Source organism: Streptomyces sp. 147326, from assembly GCF_045000215.1.
Taxonomy (GTDB): Bacteria; Actinomycetota; Actinomycetes; order Streptomycetales; family Streptomycetaceae; genus Streptomyces.
On sequence record NZ_CP134201.1, the window covers coordinates 88,618 to 102,219 of the forward strand.

The 13,602-nt window shown below is 71.4% G+C and carries 13 protein-coding genes; 5 read left to right on the forward strand and 8 right to left on the reverse strand.

What is annotated here, in order from left to right; genetic code table 11:
• Positions 1-75: 75 nt before the first annotated feature.
• Positions 76-225 carry a hypothetical protein gene (locus tag RIU97_RS00475; protein ID WP_404952715.1) on the reverse strand — a complete coding sequence of 50 codons (150 nt, stop codon included), beginning with the start codon at positions 223-225 and terminating at the stop codon, positions 76-78.
• A gap of 192 nt (positions 226-417) precedes the next feature.
• The gene (locus RIU97_RS00480) at positions 418-1,050 is read right to left on the reverse strand and encodes a hypothetical protein (RefSeq protein ID WP_404952716.1); all 633 of its coding nucleotides are present in this window, start codon (positions 1,048-1,050) and stop codon (positions 418-420) included.
• A 240-nt stretch (positions 1,051-1,290) separates the two neighbouring features.
• On the opposite strand from RIU97_RS00480, the gene RIU97_RS00485 reads away from it, so the two are divergent.
• Positions 1,291-2,106 (forward strand): GAF domain-containing protein, encoded by an 816-nt coding sequence (locus RIU97_RS00485; protein WP_404952717.1) that lies wholly within the window; start codon positions 1,291-1,293, stop codon positions 2,104-2,106.
• Between the two features lie 108 nt (positions 2,107-2,214).
• On the opposite strand, the gene RIU97_RS00490 is transcribed toward RIU97_RS00485, so the two are convergent.
• Positions 2,215-2,730 carry a hypothetical protein gene (locus RIU97_RS00490; RefSeq protein WP_404952718.1) on the reverse strand — a complete coding sequence of 172 codons (516 nt, stop codon included), beginning with the start codon at positions 2,728-2,730 and terminating at the stop codon, positions 2,215-2,217.
• Between the two features lie 186 nt (positions 2,731-2,916).
• Here RIU97_RS00490 and RIU97_RS00495 point away from each other — a divergent pair, with 186 nt between their 5' ends.
• A complete protein-coding gene (locus RIU97_RS00495) occupies positions 2,917-3,882 on the forward strand; it encodes a glycosyltransferase family 2 protein (RefSeq protein ID WP_404952719.1) in 966 nt (321 codons plus the stop codon).
• Positions 3,883-3,887: 5 nt separating this feature from the next.
• Here RIU97_RS00495 and RIU97_RS00500 read toward each other — a convergent pair whose 3' ends face one another.
• The 5 genes from RIU97_RS00500 to RIU97_RS00520 all read right to left on the reverse strand — a co-directional run bounded on the left by RIU97_RS00500 (position 3,888) and on the right by RIU97_RS00520 (position 8,704).
• Positions 3,888-5,099, reverse strand: coding sequence for a hypothetical protein (locus RIU97_RS00500; RefSeq protein WP_404952720.1), 1,212 nt, complete (start codon positions 5,097-5,099; stop codon positions 3,888-3,890).
• Positions 5,100-5,403: 304 nt separating this feature from the next.
• Complete coding sequence (locus RIU97_RS00505) at positions 5,404-6,021, reverse strand: flavodoxin family protein (RefSeq protein ID WP_404952721.1); 618 nt, start codon at positions 6,019-6,021, stop codon at positions 5,404-5,406.
• A gap of 128 nt (positions 6,022-6,149) precedes the next feature.
• Positions 6,150-7,058 carry an arginase family protein gene (locus RIU97_RS00510; RefSeq protein WP_404952722.1) on the reverse strand — a complete coding sequence of 303 codons (909 nt, stop codon included), beginning with the start codon at positions 7,056-7,058 and terminating at the stop codon, positions 6,150-6,152.
• Between the two features lie 111 nt (positions 7,059-7,169).
• Complete coding sequence (locus tag RIU97_RS00515) at positions 7,170-7,841, reverse strand: nucleoside/nucleotide kinase family protein (protein WP_404952723.1); 672 nt, start codon at positions 7,839-7,841, stop codon at positions 7,170-7,172.
• 20 nt (positions 7,842-7,861) lie between these two features.
• Positions 7,862-8,704: a class I SAM-dependent methyltransferase gene (locus tag RIU97_RS00520; protein ID WP_404952724.1), complete on the reverse strand. Its 843-nt coding sequence runs from the start codon at positions 8,702-8,704 to the stop codon at positions 7,862-7,864.
• Between the two features lie 144 nt (positions 8,705-8,848).
• On the opposite strand from RIU97_RS00520, the gene RIU97_RS00525 reads away from it, so the two are divergent.
• The 3 genes from RIU97_RS00525 (at position 8,849) to RIU97_RS00535 (ending at position 13,592) form a co-directional block, all read left to right on the forward strand.
• Positions 8,849-9,463, forward strand: a complete 615-nt coding sequence (locus tag RIU97_RS00525) for a TetR/AcrR family transcriptional regulator (protein WP_404962712.1) — start codon at positions 8,849-8,851, stop codon at positions 9,461-9,463.
• Complete coding sequence (locus tag RIU97_RS00530) at positions 9,460-10,653, forward strand: GDSL-type esterase/lipase family protein (protein ID WP_404952725.1); 1,194 nt, start codon at positions 9,460-9,462, stop codon at positions 10,651-10,653. Before RIU97_RS00525 ends, RIU97_RS00530 begins: the two co-directional genes overlap by 4 nt.
• Positions 10,654-10,811: 158 nt before the next feature.
• The gene (locus RIU97_RS00535) at positions 10,812-13,592 is read left to right on the forward strand and encodes a glycosyl hydrolase 2 galactose-binding domain-containing protein (protein WP_404952726.1); all 2,781 of its coding nucleotides are present in this window, start codon (positions 10,812-10,814) and stop codon (positions 13,590-13,592) included.
• Positions 13,593-13,602: the final 10 nt, after the last annotated feature.

Here is a 13,602-nt window from a genome sequence, read left to right on the forward strand (position 1 = left end):
CGTCCGGCGGACACGCAAGGGCGGACACAGCCACGTACTTCCGCTCGGTTCAGCGGTCCGCTCGGGCAGAGCCCGTCAGCACTCGCCGCCCCAGCGGTGGGACGAACCCCGGTCGGCGGGGTTGGCGTTCGGGTACCAGCCCTCGTCCCCGAAGTGCAGGCAGGCGATCTGGCCGGAGTAGTTGTAGCCGTCATAGGTGCGTACGTGGTCGCAACCGGCGCACACCGTACCGTTGTTGCGCCACGACTGGTCGTCGTCGATGTTCGCCCCGTTGGACAGGTAGTTGTCTGACCAGTTGGGGTCGTTGCCGGGCCACGAGGCGCTCGGGCCGTCGTAGTTGCTGAGCTGGGGTGGGCGGTTCAGCGGGCGTCGTCCACCAGCTGCCGGGCGCGTGGCGGGGCTGCCGCGGCGAGCCGGTCACGGGTGCGGATCTCGTCGCCGTGCGCCTGCTCGAGCCGCGCGAGGTACCGCTGTTCCACACGTGTGGCGGTGGTCACCAGATTTGAACCAGGCCGGGTAGTCCCCGTACAGCCTTCGGCGCGCTTCGGCCAGGCACCCGCTGTCGTTCGTGGCGATCCGGAACCCACTGGGCAGTGTCACCTTGATCCGCTGCCGCTCGGTGCCCGTCATCGCCAGGGAGTAGGCGGCCCTCTGTGACGCGTCCAGCCCTTGGAAGTAGACCCGGTTCGGGTCCTTTTCGGCGCGGCTCAGCAGCTCCCGGTCGAGGTCCGTACCGAATCCGTGCGTGCGGGCGAACTCCGTGTCGTCGATGCCGTACGGACGGTCCGGCTGGCGGGGCGGCTGTTCGGCGGGCGGGGCGACGGTGTACCGGAATCCCTTGCCCTTCATGCACGGACCGATGAGCAGCGACTCCGCGTGCTCCAGCGTTTCCCACTGCGCGGCGGTCGGCTCCCGCGGGGGCTCGCCGACAGGGGCGCTGCCGGCGGCCGTGCAGCCGAGGCCGCCGATGGCGGCCGCCGCTGTCGCCGCCGCAACAGCGGCGGCCGGCAGGAAGCTCGATCTCCTGCGCGCAGGCCGGTTTCCAGACATGTCGTCCCCCACCGCCGGCCGCCTCGCCACCTGGTGTGGCGCAGAACGAAGCCTGCCCGGCTGTCCGGTGACGTTCGATCCCAAGAAGTGGGGGTTTCGCCGGACGGCGCAACGCGGTAACAGACCCGCGTGCCCCGATCGAACGCAGGCTTACCCAGCGGCGCCGAGTGGCGCCGGGCCCACAGGCGGATCGAGAAGCTGTGCCGGTAACTGCCGGATCCGATGACCTTGTTCAGCCGTTTGAACGACATCGTTCCCGCGGTCGTGGAAGCCGACGGGGTGTGCGGGCTGACGCTGGATCCGACCACGCTCCTGCACACCGGCGGCTTCCACGAGAGGGGCGTACCGCACACCCATCTGCCCCGGCTCCTGGAGATCGAGTACGGCGAAGAGGACGTCAACCACTTTCCCGACCTGGTCAGGTCCGGCCGGCTCGCAGCCGGTCTGTGGCAGGCCACGCACCACAGCCCGCACCGCAGCACCCGATACCGCGACGTGTACCGCCCGACCGGAATGGGCGACGAGATGCGCGTGCTCCTGCGCAGCCGTCACACGGTGTGGGGTGCTCTGGTGCTGCACCGCGGCGCCGACCGGCCGCCGTTCACCGACGGCGAGACCGCGGCCTTGCCCTCGCTCGCGTCGGCCATCGCCCAAGGGCTGCGCCGCGCGTACGTCCGCCACGACGCCGCCGTCGCCAGTGCCTCCGCGCCCGCGGAGAACCTCGCCGCTCCGGGCCTGCTGACCTTCGAGCCCGACGGCGCGATCGCCTCGGTCACCCCTGCCGGTCACCTGTGGCTCGACCAGCTGGGCGCGGCCCCTGCCCAGGCGGGCCGGCTTCCGCAGCCGGTCCTGCACCTGTCCAGCCGGGCCCGTACGTCGGGCGACGCGTGCGTGCACGTACGCGGCGCGGCCGGCCGACGGATATCGCTCAAGAGGGTCTTCGACAAGACCGGTGTGAACAGCCGCGGCAGACTCCTGCGGTTCCGCTATTTCAGCCACTACCAGCCCGACGCCGAGACCGGTCGTGCCATGGGAACCCGTGGCCGGCTCAGCTGACCCCGCAGGCCTGAGGGCGTCCCGCAACGCACCGGGGGTTGTACTCGGCACGGTGCCCGGGAACGGCCCGGCCCCGCCGGTGTCACACCGACGGGGCCGGGCGGTGCGTCAGAGGGCGCTCTTCGTCGCGCTGTCGACGGAGCACTTCTTGTACTCGCTGCCGTCGCCCTTGCCGGTGTACGGCGTCTTGGCCTCGGCCGGTGCGGACGCGCCCGCCTTGACGGTGAGTGCGCTCACGCGGGCCTGGGCGGAGGTCGCGGTCGAGGTGGCGTCCCCGGTGAACTGCATGGTGATGTTGTAGGTGTAGTCCACCGAACCGCTGTTGGTGACGGTGAGCCGGGCGACCAGGTTCTTGCCCGAGTCGTCCAGCTTGCAGCTGTCGATCCGGATGTCGCGCTCGGCCTTGTTCTTGCTGCTGGAACCGCCGGTGACGGAGGTACCGCCGGAGGTGGTGCTGGTGCTGCTGCTGTCGCTGCCACCGCCGCTGGTGCCCCCGCTGGAGCTGCTGGAGCTCGAGCTGTGGCTGCTGCCGCCGCAGCTGGCGCCGTGTGAGCCGCGGGCTCCGGTGAGTGCGACGATGGCTATGCCGAAGACGGCGATCGCGCGGACATGGCGAAGCTTCACGTTCAACCCCGTTGAAATATCAGTGACCGAAAGGGCCCGTCTTGACGGGCGCACGTCACCCTAACAGCGGACGCGGTATGCCTCGTCCGAGCCCGCGCCGACGGCACGGGACGGCACTGGACGGCACTGGACGGCACGGCAGCGCTCCGGTCTCTCAAAATGCCGGGCCGAGGCGCTTCGCGCATCATGAGTGCTGTGCATGACCCACACAGGGGCTCGGTCCGTCTGTCGATCGTGGTTCCCGTCTTCAACGAGGAGGAGGCCCTGCCTGTTCTGGCGGCGCGGCTCCGGCCCGTCCTGGACGGGTGCGAGGAACCGTACGAGGTCCTCACCGTCGATGACGGCTCGACCGACAAGACGCCCCACCTGCTGGAGGATCTGCGCCATGCCTGGCCCCAGCTCCGCGTCGTGACGCTCCGGCGCAACAGCGGCCACCAGGCCGCCCTCACCGCCGGACTGCACCGCGCGCGCGGCGCCTATGTGATCAGCATGGACGCCGACCTCCAGGACCCGCCGGAAGTCATCCCGGACATGCTGGCCCTGGCCCGGGCGGACGGGCTGGACGTCGTGTACGGCGTCCGCATGGACCGCTCCACCGACACCGGCTTCAAACGCCGGACAGCCGCCGCCTACTACTGGCTCATGCGCCGCCTGGCCGGCTCCTACGTACCCGCTCAGGCGGGCGACTTCCGCCTGCTGTCCCGCCCCGTGGTGGAGACCCTGAAGACCCTGCCCGAGCAGCAGCAGATCTACCGCCTGCTCATTCCCTGGCTCGGCTTCCCCGGCGGCCAGGTCACCTACCAGCGCGGCGAGCGGGTGGCGGGCACCACCAAATATCCCCTGCACAAGATGATCCTGTTGGCACTGGACAGCATCACCAGCTTCTCGGCGGTCCCGCTGCGCCTGGCCACGGCGCTCGGCGCCTTCAGCCTCGTCGTCTGCCTCGCGTTCCTCACCTGGACCCTCGTCGTCTACGCCACGGGAAACACCCTCCCGGGCTGGACCTCCCTGATCATCACAGTCCTGTTCTTCGGCGCCGTCCAGCTCTTCTGCGTGGGAATGCTCGGCGAGTACGTGGCCCGCATCTACACGGCCGTCCAGGCCCGGCCCACCTATTTCGTCGCCCGCGACACGGACGAAGAACAGCGGTAGCCCGGTCACACCAGCACTCCGGAGAAGAACATCGCCCCCAGAAGGGCGTACTGGACCGCACAGCAGGCCGACAACGGCACCTGAACCCATCGGGACATGCGCCTGACCAGAATGAGCCCGACGAACATCTGCGCGTGATTGCGGTACCACGACATCTCCGCGCCGGCGAAGAACGGCACCAGGAAGATCGCCACCGTCAAGACCAGGGCAGCCCATTCCTCGACGTCGAGCCGACGGTTCCGGACGAGCAGGGCGGCAGCCGTGGCCAGTACGAGCAGAACGAAGGCGAGGTTCAGCCAGAGCTGCGTCTTGTGCGCGTCAAGACCGTGCTCCACCAGCCACGGCAGGTGCCCCTTGGGCGTGTACCAGTCCCTGAACGGAAAATCGTAGGCCTGCCCCATCGCGTCGAAAGGCTGGTGCAGGCCGCCTTGCTGGTAGCTGGACTCCTGAAGGATCTCGTACGCGTCCCAGTGGCCCGTCGCCTGCCACATCAGCCATTTGGCCCAGAGCACGCCGCAGCCGGCAAGGGCTGCCGACAATCCGGCCTTCGCGAACCGGATCGGCCACGTGTCGGTTCGCCACGCGAAGAACGCACTCAGGAGCAGCATGCCGACGGCGACGGCGCCGACGGGATAACAGGAGGCCGCCACGAATCCGCCGGCGGCCGCGAGCCCCCAGGAGCCGCGCTTCACTCCGGCGATGGAGACGAGCAGGGCCAGCGTTCCGGTGGCGATCGGGAACAGGGCATGGAGGTAGATGCCGCCGGGGAACACGGTACCGATGGCGAGGGTGAGGCCGGTGGCCCAGGTGAGCCGGGCGCCGAGCAGCCACCACAGCACCGCGAACATGCCGAGCAGGGACACCTCGGTGACGACAACGGCGGACCACTCGTAGGAAAGCCCGGTGGCGGAAACCGCCCGGACCGACATGGGATACCCGGGAAACCAGGCAACGTTCCCGCACATGACATCGCGGAAGTTCGGATAGCGGTCCCGGCACCAGAACAGCTCGTAGCCGGTTTTGGCGATGGACAGGTAGTGCGCGGAATCCCAGCGGCTGCGACCGCCGGTGGACCAGTACGCCACTTCGGATCCATCGCCGGCAACGGATGCCTTCGCGACCATCCAGGTGATGAGGTTCGCGATCAGCCATGCGACGACCGGCGGCAGCAGGGCGTGGCGCCAATCGCGGCCCGCCGGCCGGGTCGGTTCCGCCATCTCCAGCCCCGCGATCGTCTCGTCGGCGGTCTTGGCCCCGCTCAGGGCCCGGCCGGGCCCTGGCAGCCCCTACGGTGCCGTGCTTCACGATCAGTCTGGCGAAGGCCTCGCGGAGGTGCATCCGGAAGTACTCCTCCGGCCCGGGCCGTCTCTGTCGGATCACCGCGCCGACCGGGTGAAATCGAGTGGGCCGGCTCCGGATCCAGGACGCGGAGCGGCGGCGTGCCGCCCGGACCCTGCTGGTCCGGGCGGTACGGGGCGGATGCGGATGCGGATGCCGCAGGCAGTGGTCGTACTCCTGGTCCTACTGGCCCGCGGGCTCCTCCTCGAACGGGAAGCGGGCGAGCGGGGCCTCATCGTGGAAGAACGTCTTGGCGCGGACCATGGCGCGTTCGTCGTTCTTCACCTGCCCGGGGCGCGAGCCGTTGCCGAACAACACCCCGCCGAATCGCATGCGCATGTAGGCCGCCGAATTGTTGAGGCTGGTCACCAGGCCGTCGGCGACCACCTCGTCGCGATCAGCCATGACCGTGACCCCCCACAGGGTCCGGCCCGCCATGCGCTGCTTGAAGTCCGAGCCGGGCACCGTCAGCCAGCCCGACCAGTAGTCGAGGTAGCGCTTGGTGTGCGCGGAGAGCGAGTACCAGTACAGGGGCGAGGCGATGACGATGTCGGTGGCCTCCAGGGTGGCAAGGCGCAGCAGTTCCTCGTTCTCGTCGACGGTCCGGGAAGCGCTTTCGTGCCGGCCGTCCTCGAAATCGGGCAGCGGCAGCGTGGCCAGGTTCACCCAGCGCCGGGGTACTTCGGCGGGCAGCTGTTCGGCGGCTGCCCGCGCGAGTATCTCGGTGTTGCCGTCCGCGCGGGAGCTGCCGAGGACGAAGAGGAACGAGCGGTCGGTGGCACGGGGCGTCTCGGTCGGCATGTCTGCTCCGGTTCTCGGCCCCCGGGTGCGGGGGTGGGTACGGGTTCGATCTCCGCCTCCAACGCCCCGGACCTGCACGGCTATTCCGCCAGGGCCGCCGCCGCACGCCCCGTCGATGCCGGCTTGGCTCACGCTCTCAACAGGTCGCTGCCGGGCGGCCGTGCCGACAGTCCTCGGCGCAGGCATGCGGTGAGGCGGGCCGCGATGGTCCCGTCGGGGTCGAGGCTTGGGTTGAAGATCGTGACGTCGAGGCCGACGGCCCTTTCGTCGGCCAGTGCGGTGCGCAGCACGCTCTCCAGCTCCGCCCAGGTCAGCCCGCCGGGGATGCGGTAGTCGACGGCGGGCATGACCGCGTCGTCCAGGACGTCGACGTCGAGGTGGACCCAGTAGCCGGCGCCGTCGTCGTGCGTGAGGTGGGTGATCGCCCCGCGCACGGCGACCGCGGCGCCGGCCGCGCGCACACCGTCGAGGTCGATCGCACGGAGCTGCGGCGGCAGCGGCTGCATCCCGGCCTCGTGGGACTCCGCGGAGTCGCGGAATCCGAAGGCCACGACGTCCTCGTCGCGCAGCAGGGGCCCGCGGCCTTCGAGGTCGGTGAGCAGCCGGGGGCCGCGGCCCGTGGCCAGGGCGAGTTCCATCGAGGCCGCCTCGCCGGCCGGCTCCGCCGAGGGCTGGTAGAAGTCGGTGTGGCCGTCGAGGAACAACAGGCCGTAGCGGCCCCGGCGGCGCAGGGCGAGGAGGTTGCCGAGCAGGACGGTGCAGTCGCCGCCGAGGACGAAGGGGAAGCGGTCGTCGTCGAGGACGGCTCCGACCGCGTCGGCCAGCCGGACGGAGTACCGGGCGATGCCCGCGGGGTTGAGGACCTGGGTGCCGGGGTCGCGCCGGGGGTCGTACGCCGGCGGGTCGACCCGGCCGGCGTGCACGAGGCGGGGGTGGTCCGCCAGACCGGCGTCGAGCAGCGCCGCGGGCAGGTGCTGGACGCCGGACGGGCGCAGCCCGAGCACCGAAGGTGCCTCGATGATCGCGATTTCGCGCACGGAACCATGGTCCCGCACGGGGCGTCCACCGTGCGGAACCATGGTCCCGCACGGTGGACGCCCTGCCGAGCCGAGCCGAGCCGTGCGCGCTCGTGTCCGTGTTCGTCGTCGTCAGCCGGTGTCGAGGACGAGGTCGGCGCGGTGTCGGCCCGGGGCGATGAGGCGGGCGTTCGCCTCGTCCGAGCGGTCCACCCACTCGCGCGCGTACGCCGGCTCCTTGCCGTGGCGTACGTGCCGGTCGACCAGGCGGCGGACGCGCAGGGCTTCGTCCGGGGCGAGGTACCAGGCCTCGTCCAGCAGCGGCCGTACCGCCGCCCACTCCTCCGCGTCGTGCAGCAGGTAGTTCCCCTCGGTGATCACCAGCGGTACGGCCGGGGCCACCCGGATGCTGCCCGCGATCGGCTCCTCCAGGGAGCGGTCGAAGGCGGGTGCGTACACCGTGGCCCCGTCGGACGCGCGCAGGCGGTGCAGCAGGGAGACGTACCCGGCGACGTCGAAGGTGTCCGGGGCGCCCTTGCGGTCGGCGAGCCCCACCCGGGTCAGCTCCGCCTGGGCGAGGTGGAACCCGTCCATCGGGACGACCACGGCCGTCTCCGGGCCGAGCGCCTCGGCGAGCCGGGCGGCCAGCGTCGACTTACCGGCCCCCGGTGGCCCGGCGATGCCCAGGATCCGCCGGGTGCCGCGTGCGGCCGGCCCGGCCTCGCCCGTCGGCCCGGCCGGCTCGGCGAGCCCGGCCAGCCCGGCCGCCCTCAGTACCAGCTCCGTGGTCGTCTGCACCCGCATCTGCACATCTTGCCCGAGGATCAGGCACCCGTGGGCGCCCCGCCCTTCCACCCCCAGGCCGTGAGCATGCCCGGTGACAGGCCGGTGCACCGCGGGGAATCCAGGTAGCGCACGGCTTCGTCGACCTGTCCGTCGTCGACGAGGCCGGTTCCCACCATGGCTTCCCGTGCCCGCTCCCAGGTCTCGGCCCAGAACCTGCTGATGGCGCTGCCCGGCAGGAGCGGTGGTACGTGGATCTCGGCCGCCACGGATTCCAGCCCGGCCTCCCGCAGCAGCTCGGGATGGCCGGGCACCCGTGACACGTCGGTACCGATGCTGTCGCGCAGCCCCTGCCACATGGCCAGCATGGCGCGGGTGTACGGCGTGACGGGAGCCGAGGCGGTGGTCAGGTCGACCGCGTCGCTGACGACCAGTACGCCGCCGGGCGCGAGCAGCCCGCTCAGCTTGGCGACCATGCGCTGCGGGGACGGCAGGTGCATGAGGACGAACCGGGCGTGGACCAGGTGGAAGAGGCCCGGGGCGAAGTCGTCGGCGGTGACGTCCGCCTGCAGCACCGTCAGTCCCGGCACGGGGTGCGCCGCGAGGAACCGTACGTCGCGGTCCACCGCGAGGACGGCGGCGACGCCCGCTTCGTCCAGCAGGCCGCGCGCCACGGTGCCGGTTCCGGCACCCACGTCGAGGCAGTTCCAGCCCGGGCCCGCTCCCAGCAGACGCAGCCGGGCCAGGGTCGTCGCGTCGTAGGTGAGGGCTCCGAGGTCGATGCGGTCACCCTCGCCGCCTTCCTCGGGCCGGAAGACCCGCTCGCCGTAGCGCCCCTCGCCCGGGAAGTCCGCGCCGTCCGACGACAGCCCTGCGTCCGTCATGGGCCGATTGTCCCTCGAACCATCCCTGCGGGCGCGCCCGCGCTGCGGCGTGGCTGCCGGGCAACTTCTCGTCATGACATCATGACATTTGCCTAAAGTCTTTAGGTAGATTAATAATGGCTATAGGTGAACGGGAGGATGGTTATGGTGCGCGTGGGGCTGACCACGGAACGGCTGACCCGGGCGGGGGCGGAACTCGCCGACGAGGTGGGCTTCGACCAGGTGACCGTCTCGGCCCTGGCCCGGCGCTTCGACGTCAAGGTGGCGAGCCTGTACTCGCACGTGAAGAACTCCCAGGATCTCAAGACCCGGATCGCACTCCTCGCCCTGGAGGAACTCGCCGACCGGGTCGCCGCGGCACTCGCGGGGCGGGCCGGCAAGGACGCCCTGACCGCGTTCGCGAACGTCTACCGCGACTACGCCCGGGAGCACCCCGGCCGCTACGCCGCAGCCCAGCTGAGGCTCAGCCCGGAGGACGCGGCCGCCAGCGCGGGCGTCAGGCACGCGCAGATGACCCGGGCGATCCTGCGCGGCTACGACCTGAAGGAACCCGACCAGACCCACGCCGTCCGGCTCCTGGGCAGCGTCTTCCACGGCTACGTCAGCCTGGAGCTGGGCGGGAGCTTCAGCCACAGCGCCCCCGACGCGCAGGAGTCCTGGTCGCGGGTCCTCGACGCCCTCGACGCCCTGCTGCGGAACTGGCCCGCGCCCGCCGGCCGCCCCGGTCCGACAACTCAGAACAACAGGCTGGAACCATGAGCACCGCACCCCGCACAGCATCCGACGGGATCACCACACCCATCACCCCCGACATCCTGCGCGGCGCCCTCGATCTGGAGCTCACGGCACACGGCGTGCTGCCGCACCGGCTGCCCGCCCGGGCCCGCGCCCAGTGCGCCGACGGCCAACTGGCCATGGCGGAGGCCCAGCCCTCCGGCGTACGCGTGGTCCTGCGCACCCGCGCCACCGTCATCGAGCTGGACGCGCTGCGCACCAAGCGGGCCTACCGGGGCGCCCCGCCCCGCCCCGACGGCGTCTACGACCTCCTCGTCGACGGACACCTGGCCGGGCAGGCCGGTGTGACCGGCGGCAATCTGCTGACGGTGGACATGGCCACCGGATCTGCGGAGACGCGTCCCGGCCCGGTCGGCACCGTCCGGTTTGCCGGACTCCCCGACCGTGTCAAGGACGTCGAGATCTGGCTGCCGTACAACGAGACGACCGAGCTGATCGCCCTGCGCACCGATGCCCCCGTCGAACCCGTGCCGGACCGGGGCCGGCCTCGGTGGGTCCACCACGGCAGCTCGATCAGCCACGGCTCTGACGCCGCGAGCCCCAGCACGACCTGGCCCGCCCTTGCCGGCTTGCTGGGCGGTGCGGAACTGACCAACCTCGGCCTGGGCGGCAGCGCCCTGCTCGATCCGTTCACCGCACGCGCGCTGCGCGATACCCCCGCCGACCTGATCAGCATCAAGATCGGGATCAACCTCGTCAACACCGACCTGATGCGGCTGCGCGCCTTCGGCCCGGCGGTGCACGGCTTCCTCGACACCGTCCGCGAAGGCCACCCCACCGTGCCCCTCCTGGTCGTCTCGCCCATCCTCTGCCCCATCCACGAGGACACGCCCGGCCCCAGCGCCCCCGACTTCGAGGAGCTGAAAGAGGGCAGGATCCGCTTCCTGGCCGCGGGCGACCCCGCGGAACGGGCGGCCGGAAAGCTGACCCTGGGCATCATCCGGGACGAACTCGTCCGTATCGTGCGGCAGCGCGCGGCCGAGGACCCCCACCTGCACTACCTGGACGGCCGGGCCCTCTACGGCGAGGCGGACTTCGCCGAGCTGCCGCTGCCCGACCAGCTCCACCCGGACGCCGCGACGCACCGTCGCATGGGCGAGCGCTTCGCCTCGCTGGCCTTCGCCTCCGACGGGCCCTTCGCCGTCAACGGGTGACCGGGGTCCGCGTCCTCGACGTGGACCCCGGTCCGATCCGCACTTCGCCGGCGCAGTCGGACCACATCTGGCGTGGCGTCCGCGCACGCCGGGCCGAATCCCGGTATACCCCAGGGGAGTCCCACCAGATCCCTCTCCCCCGGCCCGCGGGAGGCCCCGTGTTCCACCGCCCCGGCCTCGCCGGCCTCGGTCTGGTCCTCACCCTCGCCGCAGGCCCGTCCCTGGCCGCTCCGGTGCCCGTTCCCGTTGCCGTTCGCGTTCCGCAGACGGCTGCCGCGGCTCCGGCCCCCGGGGCCGGAGCGGGTCCGCAGGTCACCACGGTCACCGCGGTCGACCCTGCCCCGGGCAGCACGACGGCCCTGGCCGGCTACGCCATCCGGTCGACGGAGGAGGTCACCGACTCCGCGGCCGTCGTCTCCAGCCCCGGCTACCCGGCGACCGGCTGGTATCCGGCCGGCGCACGCTCCACCGTCCTCGCGGCGCTGCTCGCCGCCGGGGTGTACCCCGACCCCTTCTACTCCACCCGGCAGCAGCGGATCGCGGCCGCCGACTTCGACGCGCCCTGGTGGTACCGCTCCGACTTCACCGTCACCGACACGGCGACCCGCACCTACCTGGACTTCAGCGGGGTGATCTCCGCCGCCGACGTCTTCGTGAACGGCCACCGGGTCGCCACCGCCGCCGACGTGGCCGGCGCGTACACCCGGCACGAGTTCGACGTGACCGGCCTGATCAAGGAAGGCACCAATACGGTCGCCTTCCGGATCCAGCCCAACGATCCTCGCAAGCAGCTCACCATGAGCTGGCTGGACTGGCTCCAGCCGCCACCCGACGAGAACATGGGCGTCGTCCGTGACGTCAGGGTGCGCCGCGGCGGGCCGGTCGCCCTGCGCGACGCGCACGTGGTGACGTCCCTGGCCATGCCCTCGATGGCCTCCGCCGACCTGACCGTCAAGGCCCAGGTGCGCAACGATTCGGCCGCCACCGTCACCGCCACGGTCTCCGGCACGGTCTCCGGCACGGTCTCCGGCACCGAGGTTCCGGTCGCCGTCAGCCGCAACGTCACCCTGGCCCCGAACGAGATGAAGACGGTGGTCTTCTCCCCGGCCGACCACCCCGCGCTCCGCCTGACCGCGCCGCGCATCTGGTGGCCCGCCGCGATGGGCGAACAGCCCCTGTACGGCCTCGACCTGACCGCGACGGTGGACGCCGCACCCTCCGACACCGCTCACCAGTCCTTCGGCATCCGCGACGTGCAGGCGCCGCTCAACGCGGACGGCGACCGGCAGTACCGGATCAACGGCCGCCCTTTGCTGATCAAGGGGGCCGGCTGGTCCCCCGACCAGTTCCTGCGCTGGGACCGCACCTACGTGGAGGACCGGCTCGAGTACGCCCTCGACCTGGGCCTGAACACCCTCCGCCTGGAAGGGCACATCGAGCCCGACGAGTTCTTCGACCTCGCCGACCGGTACGGGATCCTGACGCTGCCCGGCTGGGAGTGCTGCAGCAAGTGGGAGGGCGAGGTCAACGGAACCGAGGCTGGGGAGGAATGGGATGATCCCGACTACCCCGTCGCCCGGGCCTCCATGGCCGCCGAGGCCGCCCGGCTCCGCCACCACCCCAGCGTGATCTCCTTCCTGATCGGCAGTGACTTCGCGCCGAACGAGGAGATCGAGCGGGGCTACGTCGACGCGCTGCGGGCCGCCGACTGGACGGCCCCGGTGGTCCCTGCGGCCTCCAACACCTCCGCCCCGATCACCGGGCGCTCCGGTATGAAGATGACGGGCCCGTACGACTGGGTGCCGCCCGGTTACTGGTACGAGAAGCGGGAGGGCGGCGCCACCGGCTTCAACTCCGAGACCAGCGCCGGTCCGGACGTCCCGACGCTCGACACGCTGCGCCGCATGATGTCACCGGCCGAGCTGGAGACCCTCTGGAAGGACCCGTCCGCCGCCCAGTACCACCGCTCCCCTTCGCGCACCTTCGCCACCCTGAGGCTGTACGACGCCGCGCTGGCCGGCCGCTACGGCTCCCCGACCGGCCTCGACGACTACGTACGCAAGGCGCAGCTCGCCCAGTACGAGAACGTGCGCGCACAGTTCGAGGCCTACGCGCGCAACGCCAAGGACGCCTCCGAGCCGTCGACCGGAGTCATCTACTGGATGTTCAACAGCGGCTGGACCTCCCTGCAGTGGCAGCTGGTGGACCGCTTCCTCGACCAGGGCGGCGCCTACTTCGGTGCGAAGAAGGCGAACGAGCCGCTGCACGTCCAGTACGGGTACGACAACCGCTCGGTGTCGGTCGTCAACAACCGGAACGCCACGGCCTCCGGCCTGACGGCGCGGGTGACGCTCTTCGACCCGGACGGCACGCAGCGGTACGACCGGACGGTGACCGGCCTGAGCGTCGCGGGCGGCGGCGCGAGCAGCACCGCGCTCACGGTCCCGGCGTCGGTGCCCGGCCTGTCCACCACCTATCTGGCCCGGCTGCTGCTGACCGACGGCGCCGGGCGCGAGGTGAGCCGGAACGTCTACTGGCTCTCCACCCGGGCGGACGTCCTCGACTACGAGAACAGCGACTGGTACTACACGCCGACCACTTCCTACGCCGACCTGCGGGGGCTGAACTCGATGAAGCAGGCGCCGGTCACGGCGGCCGCCTCGACGACGGAGGACGGTGCGGGGACGTCCACGACGACGGTGACCGTACGCCACACGGGCACGCGCACCACGCCTTCCTTGCTCACGGACGTGCACCTCGTGGGAGCACAGGGAGCTCCGGTGCTGCCGGTCCGGTGGAGCGACAACCAGGTCAGCCTGTGGCCGGGTGAGTCGGCGACCCTGACGGCCACCTACCGCACCGCGGACCTGCGCGGCTCCGCCCCGCAGGTGCGGGTCTCCGGCTGGAACACGCCGACGGCCACGGTCCCGGCCATCTGATCGACGGCTC